A 26191-nucleotide genomic window follows, 5' to 3' on the forward strand; every position below is an offset into this window, starting at 1 on the left:
GTGGCTTCTCCAAAAATTAAGGTGTTCGACCAAAACTGACATCTACATCCAAGCAACTGTATCTTATATAAGAGATACGAGTGCCATACTATATTGCTCTCTCGAGTTTTACAATCACTCCAGACTCACCTTCCTGTGCCCGGAATTCGCAATCTATTCCAACACCGGGCACGAATGCCAGGCTTTCCCCACTAAACAGCAACGGCAGCCTTTGCCGCTGCCAGGGAGGCATTCCCGCCTCCCGCAACAGGTTTTTCAAACTGCGCGTGGGCCTGAGGCAATCAGGGCGAAGCCGCTCGCCCCCCTGGCGTAACCTGATCGTAACCGGTGCCGCAGTCAGTCTGGCCAGGCTCAATCCCTGCCCCGTCGTCCGTTCGAATACCAACCCGCCTCCCGACCATGGCAAGTCCGGCATATCCTGAAGCGACCAGATTAATGCCGGTTCCAGCAACGGCGCAAGTGTCTTTTTCTCAAGATGCACCTCCCCGCGATAACGCCGGATCACGGTATCCCCCATGGAAATATGGACCTGAGCATCGTCACGGGCACTGCACAACTGCTGCAGCAGGTTTTCCAACCGCCCGGCGGAAGGCATGGGAATCCCGAGTTCTGCCAGCCAGTAGCGCAACAGGTTTCTGGCGCGCGCTCCGGACAAGTTGCGCAGGGCATCCACCCGCAAATTGCCATTCACCACCGCAGTCGCGAGATCCAGCCGAGCCAGGTCATCTGACAACTGCGCGCTTTCTGCTAAGTTCCGGCTGGCACGGGCAAAGGTTACACGGTATCCGGGAAAGCGCTTCTCCAGTTCGGGCATGACTCGGTGGCGCAGGTAATTGCGGTCATAGGAAATATCTGCATTGCTCTCGTCCTCAACCCAATGCAGGCCGCGCAGGGCAGCATAGTCGAGAATCACTCCCCTCGGCACATCAAGCAGAGGGCGAAGATAACGCAGTGTTTCCGTCCCCTCCTCACTCATCGCACCCATCGCGCTCAGGCCTTTCGCTCCGGCTCCGCGCAGCAACTGCAGCAGCAAGGTCTCGGCCTGATCGTCGAGATGTTGTGCCAGCAAGATAAAATCAGTTTGCTGTTCGGCAAACACCCGATAGCGTGCGTCCCGCGCCAGCGCCTCCAGGCTCTCGCCCGGCACACGCTTGAGATCGACCTTGATGACCTGGAAAGGTATGTGGTGCCCGGCACACAGCCGGGTGCAAAACTCGGCCCAATCGGCCGAATTCGAACTGATCTGATGGTTGACGTGAACTGCGGAAAGGGGGAAATGCAAGCTGGTGCGAAGTTGCACCAGAATGTCGAGCAGCGCCACGGAATCCATTCCGCCGCTCAGGGCCAGCGTGAGATGCCGGCACGGTTGAACCCAACTCTTTAGCTTGGCTTCGACATATGCGGGCAGATCACTTGGCAGCAGTTTCTTTGAACTTGCCATAGCCCATCAAGCGCTCGAAACGCGATTTGAGCAGATCGTCCAGCGACTGGTCCTGAAGCTGGCGCAGGCTTTCCTGCAAGGCTTTTTTCAGGTTTTGCATGACCACATCCGGATCGCGGTGAGCGCCGCCGAGCGGCTCGCTCACGACCTTATCCACCAGGCCCAGGGTTTTCAGGCGGTTGGCGGTGATCCCCAGCGTTTCTGCGGCTTCCGGTGCCTTGTCCGCGCTCTTCCACAAAATCGAGGCGCAGCCTTCCGGTGAAATCACTGAATAGCTCGAATATTGCAGCATCAGCATGACATCGCCGACACCGATGGCCAGCGCACCGCCAGAACCGCCTTCGCCGATGATGGTGCAGACGATCGGGGTTCTGAGCTCAGCCATGACATAAAGATTGCGCGCAATCGCCTCGGACTGGCCGCGCTCTTCAGCACCGATGCCGGGGTAAGCGCCCGGCGTATCGATGAAGGTCATGATCGGCAGGCCGAATTTCTCTGCCTGGCGCATCAAGCGCATCGCCTTGCGGTAGCCTTCGGGGCGCGGCATGCCGAAATTGCGGTAGATTTTTTCCTTGGTATCGCGGCCCTTCTGCTGGCCGATGACCATCACCGGCTGGCCATTGAAGCGCGCCAGGCCGCCGACGATGGCCGGATCATCGGAGAAAGCGCGGTCGCCATGCAACTCCTCGAAATCGGTAAAAATATTTTGAATGTAGTCGAGCATATACGGCCGCTGGGGGTGCCGGGAAACCTGCGAAACCTGCCAGGCCGAAAGCTTGGCGTAAAGGTCCTTGGTCAGCGCCTGGTTCTTTTTCTGTAGCCGCCCGATTTCCTCGGAGATATCCACGGCGGAGTCATCCTGCACAAATCGGAGCTCCTCGATCCTGGCCTCAAGTTCAGCGATCGGCTGTTCAAAATCAAGAAAAGTGGTTTTCATAGACAAGCAGTTTCAAATTCATGAAAGCGTAATGATACAGGATTTATTGTGCTTGACTAAACAGGTCAGCAACATCGCCATCAGGTTATAATCCGGCATGCCCAGCATCGTTCCCCGCCCCTATTCCCAAGCCGACGCCCAACGCCTGTCCGCCAGCGGCCTGCACCCGGTACTCGCCCGCATATACGCCGCGCGTGGCATCAGTGAAACGCGTCAGATAGAGCACGAGTTAGTCACCCTGCTTCCTTTCACAGAGATGAAGGGAGCCACGGAAATGGCGCGCCGACTGGCAGACGCCATCCAGGCAGAAAAACGTCTCCTGATCATAGCCGATTACGATTCCGACGGCGCAACCGCCTGCACGGTGGCGATGCGCGCGCTACGCGAGTTTGGCGCCATAGTGGACTACCTGGTTCCCAACCGCTTCGAGTTCGGCTACGGGTTGACACCCGAAATTGTCCAGTTAGCGGCGAAGCGCAGGCCTGATATCCTGATCACCGTGGACAACGGGATCAGCAGCGTGTCTGGCGTAGACGAAGCCAGAAAGCTTGGCATCGAGGTGCTGATCACCGACCACCACCTGCCGGGCGAGGAATTACCCGATGCAGCCGGCATCGTCAATCCGAACCAGCCGGGCTGCAACTTTCCCAGCAAAAATCTGGCCGGCGTGGGTGTGATCTTCTACATGATGCTGGCGCTACGCGCCGAACTGCGCCAGCGCGGAACGTTTAACTCAAAACCAGAACCGAACCTCGCCAGACTGCTCGATCTAGTGGCGCTCGGCACGGTAGCCGACGTGGTAAAGCTCGACGACAACAACCGCATCCTGGTCCACCAGGGTTTGAAGCGCATCCGGGCCGGACGCGCATCAGCCGGGATCGCCGCATTACTGCAGGTAGCCGGACGCAAACCGGAAAGAGCATCGACCTACGACCTCGGCTTCGTCGCCGGCCCGCGCCTCAATGCCGCCGGGCGTCTAGACGACATGGCCCTGGGCATCGAGTGCCTGCTCACCGACAACCTGGACCAGGCCACAAAGCTGGCGCAGCAGCTAGATGCACTCAACCGCGAACGGCGCGCCATCGAGGCCGACATGCTGGAGAGTGCCGAAACCATTACCCAGGATCTGAGCCTCGACAGCCAAGACAGCTTTTCGCTCTGCCTGCATGATCGCGACTGGCATCAGGGCGTGATCGGCATCCTGGCCTCGCGCCTCAAGGATAAATTTCATCGTCCGGTGATCGCGTTCGCCGAGGGTCATGAGGGCGAATTGAAGGGCTCGGGACGCTCCATTCCCGGCCTGCACCTGCGCGATGCCCTCGATCTGGTATCCAAGCGCGAACCAACTCTCATCAAAAAATTCGGCGGCCACGCCATGGCAGCTGGCCTGACCATAGACAGCGCACATTTACCCCGTTTCAGGGATTGCTTCGAAGCAGTCTGCAGCGAACTCCTGACCCCTGCCCTGCTAACAAGGATAATTGAAACCGACGGCGCCCTGAATGCTGCTGAAGCCTCTCTCGAACTGGCCCAGTTGATGCGCACCGAGGTATGGGGGCAAGCTTTCCCAGATCCCAGCTTTCAGGGCGAATTCAGGGTCGCGCAGCAACGCGTGGTGGGTGAAAAGCACCTCAAACTACGCCTTGCACAGGATGGCCGGAGTTTCGAAGCGATGCTGTTCTTCCATGCCGACCCGCTACCAGACAGGGTGCTGGCGGTTTACCGGCTGGACGTAAACGAGTATAACGGCAACACCAGCCTGCAGCTGCTGCTCTCGCACTGGGAGCCTGCCTAGTAATACCAAAGAGTACGCGCCCATAACGGAGAATGTGGATGGATCTACCCTTCCTGCAAGGCAATGGCACCGAGCATATTCCGACCTTCCTCACCAGCCTTGCCATCGGCTTGCTGATCGGCCTCGAGCGCGAACGCAACCCCAGCGCCAAGGCCGGCCTGCGCACCTTTGCCCTAGTCGCCCTTACCGGCACCCTCGCAGCGATGTTTTCCGCCATTCTCCAGTCACCCTGGATCCTCGGGCTCGGGCTATTGACCGTCGGCGCCATTATCATCGCCGCCTACCTCGGCCCCAAAGCTCCCGATGAAGACCCCGGCACCACCACTTCGGCCGCGCTGCTGGTCTGCTATCTGCTCGGTGCGATGGTCTGGTTCGATGCGCGCACGCCGGCGCTGATGCTGGCCATCGCCGTCACCATCCTGCTCTATTTCAAACCCGAGCTGCGCGGCTGGAGCAGGGGCCTGTCGCGCCGAGACATCATCTCCATTTTCCAGTTCGCGGTGCTGACCTTCATCATCCTGCCCATCCTGCCGGACCAGAACTACGGCCCCTACCATACCCTCAACCCGCACCAGACTTGGCTGATGGTGGTGCTGATTTCTGGACTTAGCCTGGCGGGCTACGTCGCCCTGCGCTTTTTTGGCCAGCGCTACGGCGCGCCGCTGCTTGGCTTCATGGGGGGACTGGTTTCCAGCACGGCCACCACGCTGGTATATGCACGCCATGGCAAGAGCGAAGGCATGCAGCAATTGGCCGTGATCGTCATTCTGATCGCCAACTTGGTCGTCATCGTCCGCTTGGCAATGGAGGGGGTGGTCGTGTCGCCCAAGTCCCTTCCCTATCTGCTGCCGGTGCTGGGCAGCGGACTGGCATTCGGCTTGGTGGGCACTGCCTTGTTGTGGCGGAATCTGGTCAAGGGTGCCGAATTCCCCATGCCAGAGATCACCAACCCGACCGAATTGCGCACAGCGATTGGTTTTGGGCTGCTGTACGCGGTAGTGCTGTTTTTCTCTGCCTGGCTGTCGGAAATGGCGGGCAGCATGGGGCTGTATGCGGTTGCGCTGGTATCCGGGCTGACCGACGTGGACGCCATCACCCTGTCCAGCCTGCGCCTGTTCGAAACCGGGAAACTCGACGCATCCCAGACCGTGACGGCAATTGTGATCGCCTTCCTTGCCAACCTCGGATTCAAGTTTGGCCTGATCGCCACGATCGCCGGTTCGAGACTGGCCAAAAGGTGCGCCATCGGCTTCGCCAGCATGGGAGCGGGAATGGGGGCTGGACTGGCCTGGCTGCTCTGATTTCGACTGCAATCATGCCATCTCCCTGACCGCAAGCACGGGTTACGCGCCAAATTCTTCCCGCAGTATCGATGGTTCTTCCGCTGCCACCGGCAAACCATAATCATCGTCCAATCATGGATAAACGATGAAGCTAGTCGGCTCCGTAATGGGCCTCATACATGCTTTTGAGAGGCACATCCAGTGCTGGCATCCAGGCTTTTGTTCACGTTCAGCAAAACCTGCTGCAAAGCCCGGTTCCAGGCATCCTCCATTTCCCATCCCGCACCGGGATCGGGAATCGGATAAGCGCTGGCGCGATAGATGTCGCGCAAGGCCATCCGGTCGAGATCGCGCGAAAGCGCCCAGTCCCCGCGCTCGGTCAGATGCACCATGTGCGCAGCTTCGAGCGTGCCCAGCACCTCCTGCAGATTGGCCTCGTGCATGCCGGGTTCGCACTCCAGCAAGTTCCGCAAAGACAAGGTTTTACCTCCCTGCTGCGCCCGCCACAGGTGGCCGATCACGCGGTAGCTCAGGATGAAGCCACAGCGGGCGATCGGCAGTTCAACGGCGCCGCCTCGAAAAACACTGCCGCAAACAGGCCGCCTGCCAGTGCATGGCGCAACGGCACGGTACGGCGCGGCATTACCGCATAAATCAGGGTGAAGGGTACGGCTTCAATCAGCCAGGCCTTCTCTGCCTGGCTAGGCGTCAAATTTCCCAGCAACGGCAAAGAAACCAGATAGGACGACACCGCCAGGCCGAGCCCGATGAGTAATGGACCCAACGTTAGTACCGCCCAGTAAGCCAGGAAACCGGTGATCTGATTGCGCCGGCGGTGCGTTTTCCAGATTGCATCGAATGCCTGATCGATGGTGTACATCATGAACAGGGCGGTAAGAACCAGGAAGACCAGGCCCGCCACCGTCAAATCCTGCGCTTGACGGGTAAATGCCTGCAGATAACTGAGTACGGCATCCCCGGCGGCAGGCACAAAAATTGGAGAAGATAAGATCCTGGATTTCAACGATCAGCTCGTGAAATTGCGGAAATGCGGAAAGCAGGGCGAAAGCCACTGCCATCAGTGGAACCAGCGACAGCACGGCGGCATAGGCAAGAACACCAGCGGACTGCAGACACCGGTCCTGGATAAAGCTTCGCATCAGATAGCGGAAAAAGTGCAGAGCTTGCCACATAGCCACCTTCATTATGGATGATACTTCCCGGGCTCCGCTTGTCACCCGGATGGCAAGCGCAGAAATTTTCAACTGGCTTCTTATGGGCTGCGGATGAATTTAATCATAGCTGGTGACAGGCGCGTTTCAACCCATCGGGCCGAAAGCGCTTGATCGTTCACCACTTGCCGATGGTGACCCTGCAGGGTGTGCGCTGGAGTATTACCGTAGCGCCTCTACGCTCAGCATGATCATCCGGGAAACCACATAATCAGGCTCACCTCCGCCGGAATGCGTGCTTCCGGATGCCAGGCGATGACGCGCGGCGTGAAATCGGACGCTGGACGAGTGGTTGCAATCGGACAGTGATAGACATAGCCATGGGTCGCGCCTGGAATGCCGGTCCGACATTCCATCACCTGCGGCGTGGCCTCGTCGCCTTCGACCGGTTCGGCATACAGTTGCACCTGCACCGACTCCGGTGGAATTTCCCCCAGGTAGGCATGCAGGGAAAATGACCAGCCCTCCGCCATCTCGCGGATTTCCAGGTTGGACATGTGCACCTTGTGCCAATGCCGTCTGACAAACGCCTCCCATTCGGCAAGCTCTTTTGCCAGGCGACCACCTTCGGCAGTACGCATCCTGAATGCCGCCGAAGCTGGCAGGTAGGCGTTATGCACATATTCCATCAGCATCCGGCTGCTGCTGAACTGCGGCGCGAGCCGGGACATGCTGGAGCGCATGCGACTCACCCACTCGCACGGAATGCCTTGCGCGTCGCGGCGGTAATACATCGGTACGATTTCCTGTTCCAGCAGGCGGTAAAGCTGTTCTGCTTCAACCTCATCCCAGCCCGGCTCGGAGTGTTCCTGGCCGTCGCCCAGCGACCAGCCGACTTCCGGAGCACAGGTACAGGCCTCAGCCCACCAGCCGTCCCGCTCGGAAAGATTGAGGCCGCCGTTGACCAGCACCTTCATGCCGGAAGTGCCGCTCGCCTCCCATGGCCGGCGCGGGGTATTGATCCAGACATCGACACCCTGCACCAGCTCCTGCGCGAGATCCATGTCGTAATCCTCCAGGAATACCGCATGAGCCCGCACATCCGGACGACTCACGAACTCCGCCCACGCCTGGATGAAGCGTTTGCCGCTTTCATCCTGGGGATGGGCCTTGCCTGCCACGATCAGTTGCACCGGGCGCGCCCGGTCGTTGAGCAGCCGCGCCAGACGATCCGGATCGGACAGCAGCAGGTTGGGCCGCTTGTATTCGGCAAAGCGCCGAGCAAAGCCCAGGGTCAGGATGTTCGGATCAAGGAGGTTTTCAGCCTGCACAACCTCTTCCGTGCTGGCGCCGCGCTGCCCCATCTGGCGGGCGAGCCGCCGACGGGCATAGCGCATCAGGTCATGGCGCTCCTCGCTGCAAAATTTCCACAGGGCCTCATCGCTCAATTCCTGGATCGCACCAGTCACCGTTTCCAGCGATCCCCGCCAGCGCTCCTTGCCGCTGGCCGCAGTCCATATCTCATCTGCCCAGGGAGAATCCCACGACGGCACATGCACTCCGTTGGTGATATGGCCGACTGGCACCTCCCGCTCCGGCCAGCGCGGATAGATACTCTGAAAAATCCGGCGGCTGACTTCACCATGCAGCCGACTGACGCCGTTGATCATGCCGCAGGTGCGGGCCGCCAGAAAAGCCATGTTGAAGGGTTCGCCGCCGTCATCCGGATGCTCGCGCCCCAGCGCCAACAGCTCGCGCGGGTCAACCCCAAGCTGGGCTGCAAAATGACTGCCGTACTCCATCAGCAGGGCCAGCGGGAACGTGTCGAATGCGGCAATCACCGGGGTATGCGTGGTAAACACATTTCCTGCACGCGTCGCCCAGATCGCCTGCCACAAATCGGTCTTGTTTTCCTGCATGTAGCTGCGCGCCCGCTCCAGCGTCACCAGCGCGGCATGACCCTCGTTGAGATGGCACACGTCCGGGCGTAAACCGAGCGCCTCCAGCGCCCGCCAGCCGCCGACCCCGAGCGCGATTTCCTGTACCAGGCGCATTTCCATGCCGCCGCCGTAAAGCTTGCCGGTAATGCCCCGGTCGGCAGGGCTGTTCATCGGATCGTTGCTGTCCAGCAGGAACAGTGCCACCCGCCCCACCTGAACCTGCCACACGCGCAGCACCACCGCCCTCCCCGGAAGCTGGATCGGCACGCCCAGCCACCCGCCGTTTTCATCGCGCACCGGCGTGATGGGCAGACTGGTGGGATTGTTGTAGGGATAAACCTCAATCTGCCTGCCGCGGGCATCCAGCATCTGGCGGAAATAGCCCTCCTGGTACAGCAGGCCCACGGCAACCAGAGGCACGCCCAGATCGCTCGCAGTTTTCAGATGGTCGCCCGCGAGCACGCCAAGACCCCCAGAGTAAAGCGGCAGTGCCTCCGTCAGGCCGTATTCCATGCTGAAATAGGCGATCAGGGTGTCGTTGTCGGGGTAGCTCGCGCCGAACCATTCCGTCCCGGTGAGATAATCGCGCCGCGACTGAACCAGTCGCTCCAACTCGGCGATAAAACCCGGATCCTTCGCCAGTTGCTCCAGGCGCTTCTGGGAAACGTTCTGCAAGATCAGCCAGGGGTTCCCGGTACGAGCCCAGACCGCCGGATCAATCTCCTGCCAGAAGTGGTCCGCCGCATGGCTCCATGCCCAGAGGAGATCGATGCCAAGATCGGCCAACGCCTCAAGCCCTTCAGGCAGTGGTCTCAAGTACGGATGAATTGCAGGCTTATCCATTTTCTATCCAAAGCAATTGAACCCAAAAGCGAACAACAACAGCGCCTCTACAAATGAAATGCCTTGGCCAGCCGTCCGGTAAGGCTGTTGAGGAAGACGCCGGCTTGCCAGGCACCCGGGGAGCAGATCGAGCGATTCGGCATCAGCGCTGCAGGTCCTTGAGTTTCTCCTCGTATTCCTCCTTGCCGATTTCGCTGCGCGCATAGCGCTGTCGCAGAATTTCCACGGCCGGGTCATCGCGCTGCACCTTGGCGCTGCCTTTTGAACCCATCAGGAACAGCCAGCGCAACAGAAATACCAGCCCTGCAAGAACCAGGCCCCACCAGAGGATCATGAGGACCCAGCCGAAACTGTGAAAACCCCACCAGCCGAAATTATCCATCATGCCGTGGCCGTATCCGTAACCGTATCCGCCCATACCCTTCACTCCTTAATTCGCGATCACCCGGGATTTATCAGGCTGGCCGACGCGCATGCCAGTCCATTTCCTCATTCATCCATCATCATCCAGCCAGGGCCGTAGCTCCGCAGCCTTCCCTTCTGTTCCCTAGTGAGCACTCCTCCATGCGGTTGTGTGCATCCACCGACTGCTCCACCATCTGGCGACGCAGTTCGCTGATCTTCTTGTACTGGTTGCCGATGGCCGCCGGATCACGCTTGTCCGCAGCGTAGAGTCCGCGTAGCGTGGCATACTCACCCTGCATCTTGGTCATCAGATCCCAGCGCTTCTTGTGCAGTTCCTCGTAAATTGCAGAGATTTTCTTCTGCTGATCCTCTTTCAGGTCGGGCAGCCCCATCGGGCCATAGCCTCCCATCATTCCATGCCCGTGCCCCATCATGCCGCCGCAGCCAGTTCCCATCATCCCCGGCCCCATCATTCCCTGCCCCATCATGCCGGGGCCCTTCATCCCGTAGGGACAGCCGCCTTGCAATTTCACTTCATCGTCCGCCACGGCGGCGAAGGCCACAAGCGAGATCAAACCCGCCATCAACCATACAGTCAGCTTGTTCGTCCTCATTTCATATCTCCTCAATGATTTTTGCCGTACATGAATTCACAAAGCCACTTGTGTCGCGCTTATCCGCACGGCACAATCCGTTGGAATCTGACGCCTTTCTGCAATGCCTGGACTGAGTCCAGTTCGCAATGGAAAATTTAAGTATAGTCAATATAAACACGGCAGCAGGTTTTTTAGACTCATACTGTAGACGCAAGAATTTCAGGGCAACCCATGGCACCCATTTCTCGGTTTTCGAGACTACTGGCCTGCATTCCGGCCAGTCTACTGGCACTGACGCCATGCCCGGTTCTGGCGGGGGACGGCGAGCCCAGCCTGTGTGAGGAGAACCCACCCGGCATCACAGCGCTCGCCAGGCATCCCGAGCTCTACAACTTCTACTTCGAAAATGACCTGTTCAACGGCACCGACAGCGGTTACACCAATGGCGTGAAGTTTTCCTGGGTCTCGGCCAACCTCAAGGATTACACTCATGACCCCTGCCTGCCGCACTGGGTAAGGCAGCTGAACCGGCTCCTGGAAAACCTGCATCCGGGCAAATACACCTCGCGCAACATGGTGGTCACGGCCGGGCAGTCGATGTTCACCCCGCGCGACCGCAGCCGCACCGACCTGATCCCCAACGACCGCCCCTATGCCGGCTGGCTCTACCTGGGACTCGGCTACAACGCCCGCGATGCGCGGCAGATGGACACGGTTGAGGTCAACCTCGGCGTGGTCGGCCCGGCCGCGCTGGCGCGGCAAACCCAGAACTTCGTCCATGACCTGCGCGGCATCCCCAGCTTCAACGGCTGGAGCAACCAGCTCGGCAACGAACTGGGCGTCCAACTCGTCGCCGAACGCAAGAACAAGGTCTGGAACGAAAGCAGGACGGGCCTGCAGTTTGACGCCATCACCCATTACGGTGCCAGTTTGGGCAACATCCGCACCTATCTCAACACCGGCCTGGAATTAAGGGCCGGCAGCCGCATCCCGAACGATTTCGGCACCTCGCCGATACGACCCGCCGGCGACAGCAACGCCCCACTTGAAGGCCCGGTCACCCGCCATTTTTCGGATGGCGGGCTGCACGCCTTCATCTCGGCCGACGCCCGCGCCGTCGCCCATGATATTTTCCTCGATGGCAACACCTTCTCCGACAGCCACAGCGTCGATAAAAAACGCTTCGTAGGCGACCTCGCCACCGGCATCGCCTGGCAATGGCAGGGCGGCAAAATCACCTACGCGCGCTACGTCCGCAGCAAGGAATTCGCAACCCAGGAAAACACGCACGTCTTCAGCTCAATCACGTTAAGCCTTGAGTTTTGAGGTGCAATACTCCATAAATGAGATAGGCAGTTCTGTTATTGCATTGATTGAATTTTGAAATTTTTCCCGGTGCAATAACAAAGCCGGTGGCAGAAGAGTCGCGATGAGCATAGACATCTTTCGCATCATCAGATGGAAACCCGGCCCCTGGGGCCGGGCAGTGCTGTATGTCTGCACCCTGGCCGCCGTCCTTGGCGCGATCTGGGTGCAATACAAACTCGGCCAGCACTACCATATCTACATGTTCTTCCTGCTGCCGGTCATTATCATGAGCTGGTACGACGGCAGAAAGACAGGCAACCTGTTCAGCCTGCTCTGCGTGATCGGCTGGCTGGTGGTGGATCTGAGCATACGGCACGACAACCCCTTCTGGGCTGAACTGTTCAACAACTTTGTCCGCCTCAGCGTGCTCCTGATCGTGGTCCTGATAGCCAGCCGTCTGCGCATCGCGCTCGACCGCGAGCATGAAATGGCGCGGCAGGACACCCTCACCGGCCTTGCCAACCGGCGCGCCTTCTACGAGATGGGCGAGATCGAGGCAGAGCGCTCCCGGCGCTATGACCGCCCCTTCACCGCCCTGTTTTTCGACCTGGACAACTTCAAATCCGTCAACGATACCAAGGGGCATGACGAAGGCGACCGCCTGTTGAAAACCGTCGCAGAGATTCTTCATTCCCGCCTGCGCACCACCGACATCTGCGGGCGGCTGGGCGGCGACGAGTTCGCCGTGCTGCTGCCGGAAACCGGCGAAAAGGCCGCCGCGATTTTTGCCGCCGAGCTGCGTGCCAGCCTGATAGAAGCCATGGAAAAGCACGGCTGGCCGGTCACCTTCAGCATCGGCGTAGCCACCTTCCACACCACGCCCGACAACCTCGATCAGCTGATCGAGAGGGCCGACGCGCTGATGTACCTCGTCAAGCAGGGCGGTAAGAACGCCATCCGGCAGGAAGTGTATTGACGTATAGCTGCCGGGCAGCCTGTTCCGGATTACTTTGCCGGAGCCTGCCGGGGTTTCCACAGCGCAATGGCCGCACCGGCAGGGTCGACAATCACACTGAACCAGCCATACCCGCCCACCTCAGTGACATCCCGCACCACCGTGGCGCCAAGCTCGCGCGCCTTGTTGGTGGAAGCCACGATATCGTCCACGCCCACATAGGCCAGCCAGTGCGGAGGAACCGCCGGATCAGGGTTCGCGAACATCCCTCCGCCGGTGCCCTCGCCCACGTCGATCATGGTATAGGTGCCGCCATCCGCCATCGGCTCGTCGATCAGCTTCCAGTCAAAAAGTTGGGAATAAAACTCCTTGGACCGGGCAAGGTCCCTGGTTTGCAGTTCAATGTGTACAAACGGGTTAGCCATGGCTGCACCTCCGGCAATCGAAACATGTTGTCCAAATCGGCGCGGCGGCATCGAACCGCCCGCCCCTTGATGTCTGCGCTCCCTGAGCCTGAGTATAGTTCAGGATAAAAAATCAGGCTGCCGGAGCGGGAGTGCCTGTAACCATAGAGAAACTGAGGCTTGCTTCCCTGTTTATTGCACTGCCCCATGATTTGCCTTGTATGCCATGTGGGAATCGGATAACCTGCATGACATCAAAAAGCTACGAAGATATACTGATGTCCGTATTATCAAGACATGACCGGGCCAATCTGTCATATGAATAACTGTTAGGCACGCCCTCATCAGGCTCATATCTTCCGTCATGACAAGGAGTAAACCATGGCCAACATTCGACATTACTTTGATATGGGTTCGTTACTCGTCATCTTCTTAACATTGGCCCTTTTCGTGGCCGCGCTCTACTTCACTGGGTTTACACACGACCTACTGCTTGAAACCGGTGTATTCCTGGTGTCGGTGAAACTGATCTTGATGTCGTACAAAAATAAGGTTGCATCAGATAATCTGCATAAGGAACTGGCCGAGATCCGTTCCCTGTTACAAGCAATGAATAAAAAATCGGGTTCAAATTGAATGTCTAAGACTGCACCCGGGCAAACGCGCCAAAAACGGCGTGCCCCTCAATTTGACTGTTGAATGTCCGCTTCAGAACGTTCCCACCCTTTCTACCCCTCACCCCTCACCCGCCTCACCATGTATAATTCCCCGCTTTGATCCACACGAGCAACGAATCATGGAAGCCGAACAACTCAACGCCATCGCCAACCGTCTCGAAAACCTTTCCGCACGGGCCACCGACCTGCGGAGGTATCTTTGACTACGATACCAAGCAGGAACGCCTGACCGAAGTTGTCCAGCTGCTGGAAAACCCGGCGGTCTGGGATGACGCCAAGCGTGCCCAGGAACTGGGCAAGGAACGCCGCACCCTGGAAACGATCGTCAATACGCTGACGAAACTCGACCAGAGCTTGCACGACAGCGCCGATTTGTTCGAGATGGCGAAGGAAGAAGGCGACGACGCCACTCTGGAGAGCGTCGCGACAGACGCGGAAGCGCTGGAGAAAACCGTGGCGGAAATGGAATTCCGCCGCATGTTCTCCCACCCGATGGACCCCAACAATTGCTTCATCGACATCCAGTCCGGCTCCGGCGGCACCGAGGCGCAGGACTGGGCCTCGATGCTGATGCGGATGTACGTGCGCTATTGCGAGCGCAAGGGCTTCAAGGTGGAAATCCTGGAGGAATCCGCAGGCGAAGTGGCGGGACTCAAAAGCGCTACGCTCAAAATCAGCGGCGATTACGCGTTCGGCTACCTGCGCACCGAAACCGGCGTCCACCGCCTCGTACGCAAGTCTCCGTTCGACTCCGGCAACCGTCGTCATACCTCGTTTTCCAGCGTGTTCATCTACCCCGAAGTGGACGACTCCATCGAAGTGGAGATCAACCCGTCCGATCTGCGCATCGACACCTTCCGTGCTTCGGGTGCGGGCGGCCAGCACATCAACAAGACCGACTCGGCGATCCGCATCACTCACCTGCCGACCAACGTCGTGGTGCAGTGCCAGAACGACCGCTCGCAGCACAAGAACCGTGCCGAGGCGATGAGCATGCTGAAAGCCCGGCTGTACGAGCTGGAACTGCGCAAGCGCAACGAAGAAAAGCAGGCGATGGAAGACACCAAGACCGATATCGGCTGGGGCCACCAGATCCGTTCCTACGTGCTCGACCAGTCGCGCATCAAGGATTTGCGCACCAATTACGAAGTCGGCAACACCCAGGGAGTACTCGACGGCGACCTCGACGACTTCATCAGCGCCAGTTTGAAACAGGGCGTGTAACACGGCACGCCACCCAGAAAACACTCGACTAGTCTCGGCTTTAACGTTAGGTTTTAAACAACTATCCGCTGGAGGGGAAAATGGCACTCAAACAAGAAATTGATCAGGCGATCGCGGATCATGCCGCATGGAAGTCGCGTTTCCGTGACTTCATCAATGGCAGAATCGAGCTCGATGCTACCACGGTGGGGAAGGACAACCATTGCCAGTTCGGCCAATGGCTCGAGCATGAAGGGGAAAGGATGCTGCTGCCCAAGGAGGTTCACGATGAGATATTCAGCCTACATGCCGAATTCCACCGGGTCGCCGCCACTGTTATCGTAAAGAAAATGAAGGGCGATATCCAGGGCGCGCAACATGACCTCACCCCGAACGGCGCGTTCGGCCGGGCCAGTGCTGCATTAATGCAGCGCATGCTCAAGATCAAGACCTGACCCACTTAACCCACGCCTGCCAGGCAGTGCCTCGCTGTTAACATTTTTTGACACCAGATTGCCATCATGACCAACGAACAAGTTACCCCGCCCCAGGACGAAAACCAGCTCATCGCCGAGCGCCGCGACAAACTGAAAAAGCTGCGCGAGACCGGCATCGCCTTCCCCAACGACTTCGACCGCAAGGATATGGCGGGCGATTTGCTGGCTGCTCATGGCGATAAGGACAAGGAAGCGCTGGAAGCGGAAAACGTCAGCATCGCCCTCGCCGGCCGCATGATGCTCAAGCGCGTGATGGGCAAGGCCAGCTTTGCCACGGTGCAGGACATGAGCGGCCGCATCCAGTTTTACATTAACGACGAAGGCGTCAGCGCCGAGACCCACGAGGCTTTCAAGCACTGGGACATGGGCGACATCATCGCCGCCAAAGGCACCCTGTTCAAGACCAACAAGGGCGAGCTGTCGGTGCGCGTTTCCGAACTGCGCCTGCTGACCAAATCCCTGCGTCCGCTGCCGGAAAAATTCCACGGCCTGACCGACCAGGAAGCGAAATATCGCCAACGCTACCTCGACATGATCACCAACGAGGAAACCCGCAAGACCTTTCTGGTGCGCACACAGATCATCCAGTCGATCCGCAATTTTCTGGTGGAGCGCGACTATCTCGAAGTGGAAACGCCAATGATGCACCCCATCCCCGGCGGCGCCTCGGCCAAGCCATTCACCACTCACCACAACGCGCTGGACATGGAACTGTTCCTGCGCATCGCGCCGGAGCTCTACCTCAAGCGGCTGGTGGTGGGCGGCTTCGAAAAAGTGTTCGAGATCAACCGCAACTTCAGGAACGAGGGCCTCTCCACCCGCCACAATCCCGAATTCACCATGATCGAGTTCTACGAGGCGTACCGGGATTACCGCTACATGATGGACCTGACCGAGGAAATGTTCCGCGAAACCGCCAAGGCCGTGCTCGGCCATGCGGTGGTGCAGTATCAGGGTCACACCATCAACCTGGCCCAGCCCTTCGACCGCCTCACCATCACTGAGTCGATCCACAAGTACCATCCGGGACGCTTCAGCGACGAACAGCTCCACGACCGCGCCTTCCTCAAGGCGCAGCTGGAGAGAATGGGTGCCGATCATCACCCCACCGATGGCGTCGGCGGGCTGCAATTGAGCCTGTTCGAGGAAACCACCGAGCAGCTGCTGATCCAGCCGACCTTCATCATCGACTATCCGGCCGAAGTCTCGCCGCTGGCGCGCAGCAACGATACCGCCCCCGGCATTACCGAGCGCTTTGAGCTATTCATCGTCGGCCGCGAGATCGCCAACGGCTTCTCCGAGCTGAATGACCCGGAAGACCAGGCAGAGCGTTTCATGGCGCAGGTAAGGCAGAAAGAAGCGGGCGACGCCGAGGCAATGCACTACGACGCCGACTACATCCGCGCCCTGGAATACGGCCTGCCGCCCACCGCCGGCGAAGGCATCGGGATTGATCGTCTGGTCATGCTGCTGACCGACAGCCCCAGCATCCGCGACGTGATCCTGTTCCCGCAAATGCGCCGGGAAGACTGACGGCCTGAAAAAGGCTCAGCAGGGCAATCCGAGTGGGCGCCATTTTTTATGGGTATCAGAAATCCACCATTGAAAGCCGGATTGCCATGAACAATCAAAATCACGGCTTCGGTGTTGAAAAGCCCACTGCCTCCTTATTTGGTAACGACCGCATTTAAGAGGTAAAGCTGCTTTTCGGGACCGCGGGCTCAATCGGCCACTCCCGACACTGAACAGACGGTCGCCGTTGCAGAAAGTGGACATTCAACGGCTGAGTTGGGCGCCATTAGCACGTTGTTTCTCGAGAATTACCAGCGCGATTCCACCTAGAATAGCTACGGACGCCAATACTAAGCGCAGGGTTATGGGCTCACCGAGGAAAAGAATGCCTCCCAAGGCCGCAATGACCGGAACACTGAGTTGTACTGTCGCAGCGTTGGCGACTTTCAACGCGGGTAATGCGGTGTACCAAATGGCGTACCCTATTCCAGAAGCCAGTGCGCCCGACGAAACCGCATACCAAAATCCGGCATTATCCAGAGAGGTACCGTTTAGCATTAGCAGGCTCAATGCTGCCGCGATAGGGACAGCGCGAAGGAAATTACCCGCCGTTACCTTGGTGGGATCACCAGCACCTTTCCCGCGCAAAGAATAGATGCCCCATCCAACCCCGGCTCCCAACATCAATATGGAACCGTACAGTGGAGGCGCCGATAGACCTGGTAGTAATAAACCCACAAGCCCGCCGAAAGCCAGCATAAGGCCGACGAGCTGCAGTCTACGCAGGCGCTCTCCCTTCCAAATCCCATGGCCGATCATCGTTACCTGGACGGCACCGAAGAGCAGCAGCGCACCCGTTGCCGCAGGCAAACTCACATAAGCAAAAGAAAATCCGGCTGCATAAGCAAACAACGCAAATGCAGACACCCAGCTGCCCCCGCCGCTATGTGTGCCATGACGCATATGCACCACCAACAAAAGCATCAAAGCCCCGGAGATCAATCTAATTGTAGTGAAACTGGCTGCATCAATGCTGGTATGTTTGAGAGCGGCCCGGCAGAGCAGTGAATTACCCGCAAATGCAATCATGGCTAGCGACGTCAGGGCGATTATCCGTGCGTATGACATTGAAAGTTTTCCTTAAGACCATCAAGGAACTGCGATCCAGGGCGTCCAACAATTATTAGACGGACCCACCGGTCCGTACGTTTTTTTTAAATAACATGGATGGGCACAATGCATTCAGCATAGATGATGGGTTGCGAGTTGCAAGGGGGATGCCGAACTGACCTGCAGCTTTTGACACGCAACCGTCGGTCTAGATGGCCTGTTCCCGACCTAGGCCATCCAGTCGATCTCATCTGAACATACGTTCGCCATCCGCCTTACAACTTCAGCAGCACTTATCCGATTTACACCCAACGTGCGATCTTGCTCCGCCACAGCTTCTAGCCGCTTTCGGCTTGGCTATGTTGCCATGCGCCTGGCATGGCATGGCATTGATTACCTGCTATATTAGGTAATAACAATTCTCATTCCATCGAATTGTTCTTGGTGCTATGGCTATCTGGAGTGCCCCCTGAACTCTGGTAGGCGTCTTAGCAAGGTGACTAATTCAAGGGCGCACTATTACCGCGAAATCACGCTGCCTTATCTGCAAGCAGCTGAAATCAATGGATACATTACCGAGTGCCTTTGCCCCGGAATGCCATTAAAAAAGGATGACGGAACATGACCACACCTCCCATGAAACTCCTGCGTATCAAAGCTATTGCCTTGGCTGTTACGGACCTTGACCGGGCAATCCATTTTTATACCGATACGTTGTCGCTCCGTCCCGCGTTTGAAGAGGGCAAGCAAGTCGGCAACTACCTCGGCGACACAGTGCTTATGTTCAAGAAAGATTGGTATGCGCAGCCATCCGATGCCCTCAACCCACGGGTGACAATCGAGACCGAGGACGCACGAAGCACGGAATCCGCCCTCCGTGCCCGGGATGTAGTCATCGCTGACCCGGTCGAGCGTTACGGCGAGTCATTGGTCGGCAGTTTCCTCGACAGCGAGGGCAACAAGCTGTGGTTCTGCTCAGGCCCGGAGCCCACCTGACCGCGGCAAGAAATAGTTACATTCGAGGTAACCCTACGGCCAACCGGACCGCCCAACAGCTGCGCTGTTGGGTTTCCTCCGATATTTGGGCTCCGGCGTTCAGTTGCCTTGCGTTAGGCGTGTGCGGCACCGCCTTCAAATGCCGTAACAGTAAGGAGGTCATCACATGAAAATGCTACTTACGGTCGAAATCCCACATGAGCCTTTCAACTCCCTCGTCAGAAGCGGAAAGGCAGGCGAGATCATTGGGCGCATCCTCGAAACAATCAAGCCGGAGGCGGCCTACTTCACGGAGCAAGACGGAAAACGCGGCGGAATCTTCGTGATTAACGTACAAACTCCGTCGGATGTGCCCGCCTTTTCAGAGCCATTTTTTCTCAACTTCCAGGCCAATTGTAAATTTCGCATTCTGATGAGCCCGGAGGATTTGCAAAAGGCTGGCCTGCAGGACATCGGCAAGAAATGGGAGTGAGATCCGCCTAACTTATACGTTGGTAGCCGGAAAATACGACCAAGCTCAGCCTGAAACGGATGCGGCGATAGACAGACCACCAGACGTAAAGCATCAATTGATACATAGGAGAAACGAGCATGCGGATAGCCAAAGAGGACGTGGACGTCAAGATGGAGATCCCGGGTGCCGTGATCCGTCAGCGAACGGATTTCGGCGACGCAACTGGACTAGGCAAGATCAGCTGCGAGTACTTCAGCCTCTCGGCGGGCGTTGATACCACCCCGCTGTTCCAGGGACTGGAAGGCGATTTGTGCCAGTGCCCCCACTGGGGCTTCGTCTTGCGCGGCCAACTCACCACAACCGACGCGGACGGCGCGCAGGAGACGGCCAACGCGAATGATCTGTTTTACTGGCCACCCGGGCACAACGTAAAGGTCGACGTAGACGCGGAGATCGTCATGTTCAGCCCTCAGCGCGAGCACAGCCATGTCATCAACCACATGATCGAGAAGGTGAAAAGTTAAGTCCGGTACCGGGAGTTGGGCGCGGCGCTCTCAGTCATCGAGTAAGGTCGCCAACGCGATGCCAAATAGCGCCGCCCAACCAGGTACTCAAGCCGACTGTCCCGCCTTCGGCGGGGCAGCAGCTTAGCTTGAGGGTTGAGGGTGTAGAAAACTCTTTCCGATGACCATCCTCTGAAATATCTACATTAAATCGTATTAAATCAGTTCCTGTTTCCATGCCTGAAACCGGCCTGCTTTTTTAACCTTTTTGCTATAATTTCCCAACTCCACTAACCGGCTAGCGTTCGATCATGTTGATCTGGTTCGTCATCATCTATCTGCTGGTCTCCATCGGCATCGGTCTCTACGCCGCCACCCGCGTCCACAACACCAGGGATTACGCCGTCGCAGGCCGTAGCCTGCCACTTTACATCGTTACGGCAACGGTTTTTTCCACCTGGTTTGGCTCTGAAACGGTACTGGGTATCCCCGCCACCTTCCTCAAGGAGGGCATGAAAGGCATCGTTGCCAACCCCTCTGGATCAAAGATTTCTCTTGTTTGGGCTTAAAACCCCCTCACAAAATCCTATTTTGGAGGCTCCGTGTCAGAAAATAAAGGTTTAGCAAAGGGATCGCTCGGTGCCTTCGAATCAGCAGTCATGGGCATTGCTGGCACTGCGCCAGCGTTTAGCGTAGCGGTCACGACGGCTGCTATCGTTGCCTCGGTTGGCGTCCTGTCGGTAGGCAGTATTCTCTACTGTGGACTGATCATGTTTGGCATCATGCTAGCGTTTATCCACCTTAGCAAAATAACCCCTCATGCCGGCGCTGCCTATGCCTGGGTGGGTCATGTGTTTGGTGAAAAATGGGGCTTCTTTACCGGCTGGGGACTGCTTGTCGCATCAATATTTTTCATGGTTTCGGCAACGATACCTGCAGCGACGTCAACCTTGCTTTTGATTGCACCTGATTTGGTCGAGGATACCACCTGGGTTACGCTGACTGCCGCAATCTGGCTGACTTTGGTCACTATCGTGGTCACCAAGGGCATCAAACACGCGAGCTATACACAATTGATCCTGACCGGAATGGAAACCGCCGTGATTTTCGCGCTGATTATCGGGGCCTTTATTCAATATGGAGGCAACCCGGCACATACCCCTTCATTTATCTGGTTTTCCCCATTTTCATTCACGCCGCAGTTATTTGCCACTGGCGCTTTGACGGCAATATTCTTTTATTGGGGCTGGGATGTCACAATGAACCTGAGTGAAGAGACCAAGGGTGGCGAGCCGCATCCCGCGAGCAAAGGCGCATTTTGGGCTATGGTGAACCTGATTCTATTTTTCATCATCATGATGATTGTGGTATTGATCGTATTGAACGATGAAGAAATTGCCAAAGCCAACACCAATGTGCTTTACGCGATTAGCGACAAGTTGTTTCCAAAACCGTGGAGTTACCTGGCGGTACTCTCAACCATACTCAGCACGATAGGCACAATTGAGACGCAAATACTCCAATTCAGTCGTAGCATGTTTGCCATGGCGCGTGACGACATGCTGCATCCTCGCTACGCCAAAGTTCACCCGCAGTGGCAAACGCCTTGGGTCGCGACATTTGTGATTTGGTTTCTGGGCGTGCTGTTGTTGTTTAGTTCGTCGTATATGCCCTCAGTAAAGAAAATTTTGGAAAGCTCGATCCTCGCAATTGGCTTCCAGATCTGTTTCTATATGGGTTTGGCGGGATTTGCCTGTGCTTGGCACTATCGTGACAAATTGAAGCGAGGTGCATACAACGCCATCTCTTACGTACTTTGGCCTTTGCTTGCGGCATTGGTTATGGTGTTCATCGCGCTTTACAGTATTCCGACATTTGACACGGTGACAAATGTCATGGGGATCGGCGGCCTTCTGGTCGGCTTTGTGCCTTTGTTTTTGGGTAGATTACGGCGCGGAAATAGCGCAACGGTGTGATCGGACTACATTAGTTCGTGCAATCTCCGTACCCAGTTGAAGGCGCAGGATGTTCATCCGTTGCCGCAGGACAAACGCACCATGTGGGAGAAGCGCCGCACTGTCACTCGTCGGTGCGTAACAAACACTGACTTTCCTCTCTCTTCAAGGAGGGCATTAGAAAATGGCGCTCCTGCAAATCGAGAACGTCACCCGCCGCTACGGCGCACTCGCCGCGGTGGAGGATGTCAGTTTCAGCGTCGAGGCGGGCGAGTTCTTTACCCTGCTCGGCCCTTCCGGCTGCGGAAAGACCACCCTGCTGCGCATGATCGCGGGTTTCGAGGCGCCTGATGCAGGCCGTATCCTGCTCGACGGCATCGACCTGGCCGGCACACCCGCGGAGAGACGGCCGGTGCATACCGTATTTCAGAGCTACGCCCTGTTTCCTCACATGACAGTAGCTGAGAACATTGCCTTTCGCCTGAAAATGGCCGGCAAGGAGCCGCAGACCGTCAAGGTTGGGGTCAAGGAAGCGCTGGCAGAAGTGCACCTGGAGGATAAAGCAGACTGCTTCCCCCACGAACTTTCCGGCGGGCAGAAGCAGCGCGTTGCTCTGGCGCGCGGCTTGGTCAACCGGCCCAGGCTGCTCTTGCTGGACGAGCCACTTGGCGCACTCGATGCCAAGCTGCGCCAGGAAATGCAAATCGAGCTGATCAAGCTGCAAAAGAACGTCGGCGTGACCTTCGTGTTCGTCACCCATGCCCAACAGGAAGCGCTGGCGCTATCGCACCGCATTGCAGTAATGCGCGAGGGCCACATCGAGCAGATGGCTGAACCGGCGAAGCTCTACAGCTTTCCCCACAACCGCTTCGTCGCCGACTTCATCGGCCATATCAACCTGTTCGAGGTGATTGTGAAGGAGGCAACTACCGGCCATCTGCGCCTCACCGCGTCGGGCCTCGGCGAAATCATCGCGCCACCGCCGGATGGCGTCAAGGCCGGTGAATCGGGCTGGTTCGCCATTCGTCCGGAGCAGGTGTGCATCGGTCAGCGCCACGATGTAGAGCTGAAAAACCGCTTTACCGGCACAGTGTGTGACTACCTGTATATCGGCGATGTGACCACTTACAAGGTGGAACTGGAAAACGGCACCCTGATCGAGGCGTTGATGGCGAATTCCGAGCCGGGACGGGCGAGGTTCTTCGAGGTTGGCGACGAGGTAACGGTGGCTTGGCGCCACGATGCGGGGCATTTTCTTGATGAATGATTGGTCAAAAGCGGTGAAAGGTTTTAACGGAGCTTGCCAAAATGGATAAGGGAGTTCGTTTGCTGAAATGGCTGACCGGCGGGCCGCCCTTCCTGTTCCTGCTGGCGTTCTTCGTCGCTCCCAGCCTGATCATGATCGTGGCGTCGTTCCGATTTCCCGGCGAATACGGCGGTCTGGCGCCGCTGATTGCAGACGGCAAGGCCAACCTGACGCTGGAAACCTACCGGTTCTTTTTCAGCGACTTCATCTACACCCAGGTCTTCATCAAGTCCTTCGTCATGGCGCTGGCCACTACCCTGATCTGCCTGATCATGGCCTACCCGGTGGCGCTGCTGATCGCGCGCAGCAGCAAGAAATTCCGCGACCTGATGGTGCTGCTGGTGGTGCTGCCCTTCGCCAGCAATTTCCTCATCCGCGTCTATGCCTGGATGATCATCCTCGGGCCGCAGGCAGCCTTCTCGCGCATGATCAACGGCGCACTCGGCCTATTCGGCTTCGAGCCGGTGGCGCTGCTGTTTTCGCCGTTCGCGGTGCTGGTCGGCATGGTTTACGTTCACTTGCCATTCATGGTGCTGCCGCTTTACACCAACCTGGAGAAGCACGACCCGGTATTGCTCGACGCCGCCCAGGATCTCGGCGCCAATGCCTGGCAGCGCTTCTGGCGGGTGACCTGGCCGCTCTCCCTGCCCGGGGTTTACTCTGGTGCGGCGCTGGTGTTCATCCCGGTGCTCGGCATGTTCGCCATTCCCGACATCCTCGGCGGCACCGGCGACATCCTGATCGGCAACCTGATCAAGGATCAGCTCCTCGGTACCCGCGACTGGCCGTTCGGCAGCACTCTGTCGATCATGCTCACGCTGGTGGTGCTGGCCTGCGCCGGACTGGCGATGTGGGTTTCGCGCAGGAGGAGCTATGCGTAACAAGTGGCTGTGGGTAGCCTCGGTGTTCGTCTACGCCTTCCTCTACCTGCCGCTGGTGATCGTGATCGCGTATTCCTTCAACGATTCCCGCCTCAACGCCGAGTGGGTCGGCTTTACCCTGCACTGGTATCAGGTGTTGCTCAACGACGAACAGATGCTGCGCGCCGCGCTCAATTCGCTGCTAATCGCCTGCACTGCCAGCGGCATTGCCACCGTGCTCGGCACCATGGCCGGCATCGCCATTCACCGCTACAAGCTGAAGCTGCTGCCGGTGCTGGTGATCACTCCTGTGGCGATGCCGGAGATCCTGCTCGGCGTTTCCCTGCTGCTGTTCTTCATCCAGGTGCTGAATCTGACTCTGGGGATGCTATCGGTGCTGATCGCCCACATCACCTTCTGCATCGGCTTCGTCGCCATCATCGTGCGCGCCCGCTTGGCCGGCATGGACGAAAGCATCTTCGAGGCGGCGCGCGACCTCGGCGCCACACCCTGGCAGACCTTCCGCCTGGTGACCCTGCCGCTAATCCTGCCGGGCGTCATCGCCGGCGCGTTGATGGCTTTCACCCTGTCAATCGACGATTTCGTTATCACCTTCTTCACCGCCGGCGTCGGCGTCGCCACCCTGCCGCTGCAAATCTACTCGATGATCAAGATCGCCGTCACCCCCGAAGTCAACGCCGTCTCGACGCTGCTGATGATGCTCACGCTGGGGATGATCGTGATCGCCTCGCGCATCTCGCCGGAAGCGATCAAGGGGAATGCATGAACACCTTTCTCACCGCGAAGGACACAAAGGTTCACAAAGGAAACCCGGGATTTGTGTTTTTCCTTCGCGCCCTTTGCGTCCTTTGCGGTAAATCGTTTTTAGTCTTCTGGTTTTCCCAAGCCGCGCTAGCCGCCGACGTCCTCCACCTTTACAACTGGAACAATTACATCTCGGCGCAGACCATGGAGCGCTTCGAAGCCGAGTGCAATTGCAAAGTCGTGCAAGACTACTACTCCGACAATGAGGAAATGCTCGCCAAGCTGGCGGCGGGGGCGAGCGGCTATGACATCCTCGTCCCCACCGGCAACGCGGTGGACGCGCTGATCCGCCAAGGTGCACTGCGGCCGATCGACAAGACGCAACTGCCCAACTTCAGGAACCTCAACCCGGCCTACCTTAACACCGCGTTCGACCCGGGCAACCGCTATTCCGTACCCTACGCCTACACCCTCACGCTGATCGGCTACAACACGGAAAAAATGAAGGCGCTCGGCATCCCCGCCGATACCTGGGCAGCGATCTTCGAACCACGCTATCTTGTGAAAATGAAAGGCCGGGTGACGGTGCTGGATTCGCAGCGCGAACTGATGGCCGCAGCGCTGAAATACCTCGGCTACTCCGCCAACGACACCGACGAAGCCAAATGGCGTCAGGCACGCGATCTGATTATCCGCGCCAAGCCATACTGGGCAGCGTTCAACGCCTCCAGCTACATCAAGGAGTTGACCATCGGCAACATCTGGCTCGCCCACGGCTACTCCAGTGACATGTTCCAGGCCGTGCAGGACGCGAAAAAGGCCGGACGCCCCTTTACCATCGGCTATTCAGCCCCGAAGGAAGGCGCTGTCCTGTCGCTCGACAGCATGGTGCTGCATAAGAGCGGCCCCCGACCCGATCTTGCCCACCGCTTCATCAACTTCATGCTCGACGGCAAAAACTCCGCCGAACTCACCAACCTGATTGGCTCCGGCAACCCCAATCTCGACGCCATGCCCTTTATCAAGCCGGAGATTGTTGCCAACACCGCGATCTTTCCAGACCGTGAACGGCTGGCGAAGCTGGAAATGTTAAAAGACCTCGACCGCAATAAACGCCGCGTTCTGTCGAGGATGTGGACGGAGATCAAGCTGAGGTAGGAAGCCTATTTGCGCGCCACGCAACAAATCCCAAATAAAAAAGGGTACCCGCTGACTGAGTGACCCCCAACGGAACCCAGAAATGTACTTGATTCAGGCTTAACGCTTTACAGTCA

The 26191-nt window shown here is 57.9% G+C and carries 26 protein-coding genes and 1 pseudogene; 18 read left to right on the top strand and 9 right to left on the bottom strand.

Going from position 1 to position 26191, the window contains the following annotated elements; all coding sequences use genetic code 11:
- Nucleotides 1-88: 88 nt before the first annotated feature.
- Together tilS and SCT_RS04825 are read right to left on the bottom strand one after the other, a co-directional pair.
- Nucleotides 89-1441: a tRNA lysidine(34) synthetase TilS gene (gene tilS, locus SCT_RS04820; protein WP_059419720.1), complete on the bottom strand. Its 1353-nt coding sequence runs from the start codon at nt 1439-1441 to the stop codon at nt 89-91.
- Nucleotides 1410-2378, bottom strand: coding sequence for an acetyl-CoA carboxylase carboxyltransferase subunit alpha (locus tag SCT_RS04825; protein ID WP_059419724.1), 969 nt, complete (start codon nt 2376-2378; stop codon nt 1410-1412). Before SCT_RS04825 ends, tilS begins: the two co-directional genes overlap by 32 nt.
- A 97-nt stretch (nt 2379-2475) precedes the next feature.
- On the opposite strand from SCT_RS04825, the gene recJ reads away from it, so the two are divergent.
- From recJ to SCT_RS17020, 3 genes are read left to right on the top strand one after another with little or no spacing between them, the layout of a single operon-like run.
- Nucleotides 2476-4173, top strand: coding sequence for a single-stranded-DNA-specific exonuclease RecJ (gene recJ, locus SCT_RS04830; protein ID WP_059419726.1), 1698 nt, complete (start codon nt 2476-2478; stop codon nt 4171-4173).
- A 38-nt stretch (nt 4174-4211) separates the two neighbouring features.
- A complete protein-coding gene (locus SCT_RS04835) occupies nt 4212-5474 on the top strand; it encodes an MgtC/SapB family protein (RefSeq protein WP_059419728.1) in 1263 nt (420 codons plus the stop codon).
- A 6-nt stretch (nt 5475-5480) separates the two neighbouring features.
- On the top strand, nt 5481-5645 hold the full coding sequence (locus tag SCT_RS17020; protein ID WP_144408229.1) for a type II toxin-antitoxin system YhaV family toxin: 165 nt from the start codon (nt 5481-5483) through the stop codon (nt 5643-5645).
- On the opposite strand, the gene SCT_RS04840 is transcribed toward SCT_RS17020, so the two are convergent.
- The 5 genes from SCT_RS04840 to SCT_RS04865 form a co-directional block, all read right to left on the bottom strand.
- Nucleotides 5630-5977 carry a hypothetical protein gene (locus SCT_RS04840; RefSeq protein ID WP_059419731.1) on the bottom strand — a complete coding sequence of 116 codons (348 nt, stop codon included), beginning with the start codon at nt 5975-5977 and terminating at the stop codon, nt 5630-5632. The two genes, SCT_RS17020 and SCT_RS04840, sit on opposite strands and share 16 nt — an antisense overlap.
- Before the next feature lie 8 nt (nt 5978-5985).
- Nucleotides 5986-6480: a YihY family inner membrane protein gene (locus SCT_RS04845; RefSeq protein ID WP_082098183.1), complete on the bottom strand. Its 495-nt coding sequence runs from the start codon at nt 6478-6480 to the stop codon at nt 5986-5988.
- Between the two features lie 399 nt (nt 6481-6879).
- A complete protein-coding gene (gene glgP, locus SCT_RS04855) occupies nt 6880-9411 on the bottom strand; it encodes an alpha-glucan family phosphorylase (RefSeq protein ID WP_059419741.1) in 2532 nt (843 codons plus the stop codon).
- A 142-nt stretch (nt 9412-9553) separates the two neighbouring features.
- Nucleotides 9554-9829 carry an SHOCT domain-containing protein gene (locus SCT_RS04860; protein ID WP_059419743.1) on the bottom strand — a complete coding sequence of 92 codons (276 nt, stop codon included), beginning with the start codon at nt 9827-9829 and terminating at the stop codon, nt 9554-9556.
- Nucleotides 9830-9914: 85 nt separating this feature from the next.
- The gene (locus tag SCT_RS04865; RefSeq protein WP_059419745.1) at nt 9915-10430 is read right to left on the bottom strand and encodes a Spy/CpxP family protein refolding chaperone; all 516 of its coding nucleotides are present in this window, start codon (nt 10428-10430) and stop codon (nt 9915-9917) included.
- Between the two features lie 213 nt (nt 10431-10643).
- Between SCT_RS04865 and SCT_RS04870 the strand changes: the two genes are divergently transcribed.
- Nucleotides 10644-11738 (top strand): lipid A deacylase LpxR family protein, encoded by a 1095-nt coding sequence (locus SCT_RS04870; RefSeq protein WP_059419747.1) that lies wholly within the window; start codon nt 10644-10646, stop codon nt 11736-11738.
- Nucleotides 11739-11841: 103 nt separating this feature from the next.
- Nucleotides 11842-12696: a diguanylate cyclase gene (locus SCT_RS04875; protein WP_059419749.1), complete on the top strand. Its 855-nt coding sequence runs from the start codon at nt 11842-11844 to the stop codon at nt 12694-12696.
- 29 nt (nt 12697-12725) lie between these two features.
- On the opposite strand, the gene SCT_RS04880 is transcribed toward SCT_RS04875, so the two are convergent.
- Nucleotides 12726-13100 carry a VOC family protein gene (locus tag SCT_RS04880; protein WP_059419751.1) on the bottom strand — a complete coding sequence of 125 codons (375 nt, stop codon included), beginning with the start codon at nt 13098-13100 and terminating at the stop codon, nt 12726-12728.
- A 360-nt stretch (nt 13101-13460) separates the two neighbouring features.
- On the opposite strand from SCT_RS04880, the gene SCT_RS04885 reads away from it, so the two are divergent.
- From SCT_RS04885 to lysS, 4 genes are all read left to right on the top strand, one after another.
- On the top strand, nt 13461-13715 hold the full coding sequence (locus SCT_RS04885; RefSeq protein ID WP_059419754.1) for a hypothetical protein: 255 nt from the start codon (nt 13461-13463) through the stop codon (nt 13713-13715).
- Nucleotides 13716-13875: 160 nt separating this feature from the next.
- Nucleotides 13876-14980 (top strand): peptide chain release factor 2 gene (prfB, locus tag SCT_RS04890; RefSeq protein ID WP_144408224.1). Its coding sequence is split into 2 segments (ribosomal slippage): nt 13876-13956 and nt 13958-14980, totalling 1104 coding nucleotides; the frame shifts between segments, so codons are not numbered across the junction.
- Between the two features lie 80 nt (nt 14981-15060).
- Nucleotides 15061-15414, top strand: a complete 354-nt coding sequence (locus tag SCT_RS04895) for a CZB domain-containing protein (protein ID WP_059419757.1) — start codon at nt 15061-15063, stop codon at nt 15412-15414.
- Between the two features lie 66 nt (nt 15415-15480).
- On the top strand, nt 15481-16989 hold the full coding sequence (lysS, locus tag SCT_RS04900; RefSeq protein ID WP_059419759.1) for a lysine--tRNA ligase: 1509 nt from the start codon (nt 15481-15483) through the stop codon (nt 16987-16989).
- Between the two features lie 243 nt (nt 16990-17232).
- Here the strand turns inward: lysS and SCT_RS04905 are convergent, their stop codons facing one another.
- Nucleotides 17233-18096 carry a DMT family transporter gene (locus SCT_RS04905; RefSeq protein ID WP_059419760.1) on the bottom strand — a complete coding sequence of 288 codons (864 nt, stop codon included), beginning with the start codon at nt 18094-18096 and terminating at the stop codon, nt 17233-17235.
- Between the two features lie 603 nt (nt 18097-18699).
- Between SCT_RS04905 and SCT_RS04910 the strand changes: the two genes are divergently transcribed.
- The 9 genes and pseudogenes from SCT_RS04910 (at nt 18700) to SCT_RS04950 (ending at nt 26075) form a co-directional block, all read left to right on the top strand.
- Nucleotides 18700-19074, top strand: a complete 375-nt coding sequence (locus tag SCT_RS04910; RefSeq protein ID WP_059419766.1) for a VOC family protein — start codon at nt 18700-18702, stop codon at nt 19072-19074.
- A 166-nt stretch (nt 19075-19240) separates the two neighbouring features.
- Complete coding sequence (locus SCT_RS04915; RefSeq protein ID WP_059419769.1) at nt 19241-19546, top strand: hypothetical protein; 306 nt, start codon at nt 19241-19243, stop codon at nt 19544-19546.
- 119 nt (nt 19547-19665) lie between these two features.
- A complete protein-coding gene (locus SCT_RS04920) occupies nt 19666-20052 on the top strand; it encodes a hypothetical protein (RefSeq protein ID WP_059419773.1) in 387 nt (128 codons plus the stop codon).
- Nucleotides 20053-20342: 290 nt separating this feature from the next.
- Nucleotides 20343-20597: pseudogene (locus tag SCT_RS04925) on the top strand (sodium:solute symporter); the annotation flags it as partial.
- A 36-nt stretch (nt 20598-20633) separates the two neighbouring features.
- Nucleotides 20634-22007 (top strand): APC family permease, encoded by a 1374-nt coding sequence (locus SCT_RS04930; RefSeq protein WP_202812122.1) that lies wholly within the window; start codon nt 20634-20636, stop codon nt 22005-22007.
- 163 nt (nt 22008-22170) lie between these two features.
- Nucleotides 22171-23253: an ABC transporter ATP-binding protein gene (locus tag SCT_RS04935; RefSeq protein ID WP_059419784.1), complete on the top strand. Its 1083-nt coding sequence runs from the start codon at nt 22171-22173 to the stop codon at nt 23251-23253.
- A 41-nt stretch (nt 23254-23294) separates the two neighbouring features.
- Nucleotides 23295-24173: an ABC transporter permease gene (locus tag SCT_RS04940; RefSeq protein WP_059419789.1), complete on the top strand. Its 879-nt coding sequence runs from the start codon at nt 23295-23297 to the stop codon at nt 24171-24173.
- Nucleotides 24166-24939, top strand: a complete 774-nt coding sequence (locus SCT_RS04945; protein WP_059419795.1) for an ABC transporter permease — start codon at nt 24166-24168, stop codon at nt 24937-24939. Before SCT_RS04940 ends, SCT_RS04945 begins: the two co-directional genes overlap by 8 nt.
- A gap of 53 nt (nt 24940-24992) precedes the next feature.
- Nucleotides 24993-26075, top strand: a complete 1083-nt coding sequence (locus SCT_RS04950; protein ID WP_059420105.1) for a PotD/PotF family extracellular solute-binding protein — start codon at nt 24993-24995, stop codon at nt 26073-26075.
- Nucleotides 26076-26191: the final 116 nt, after the last annotated feature.

The organism is Sulfuricella sp. T08 (assembly GCF_000971475.1).
Lineage (GTDB): Bacteria > Pseudomonadota > Gammaproteobacteria > Burkholderiales > Sulfuricellaceae > Sulfuricella.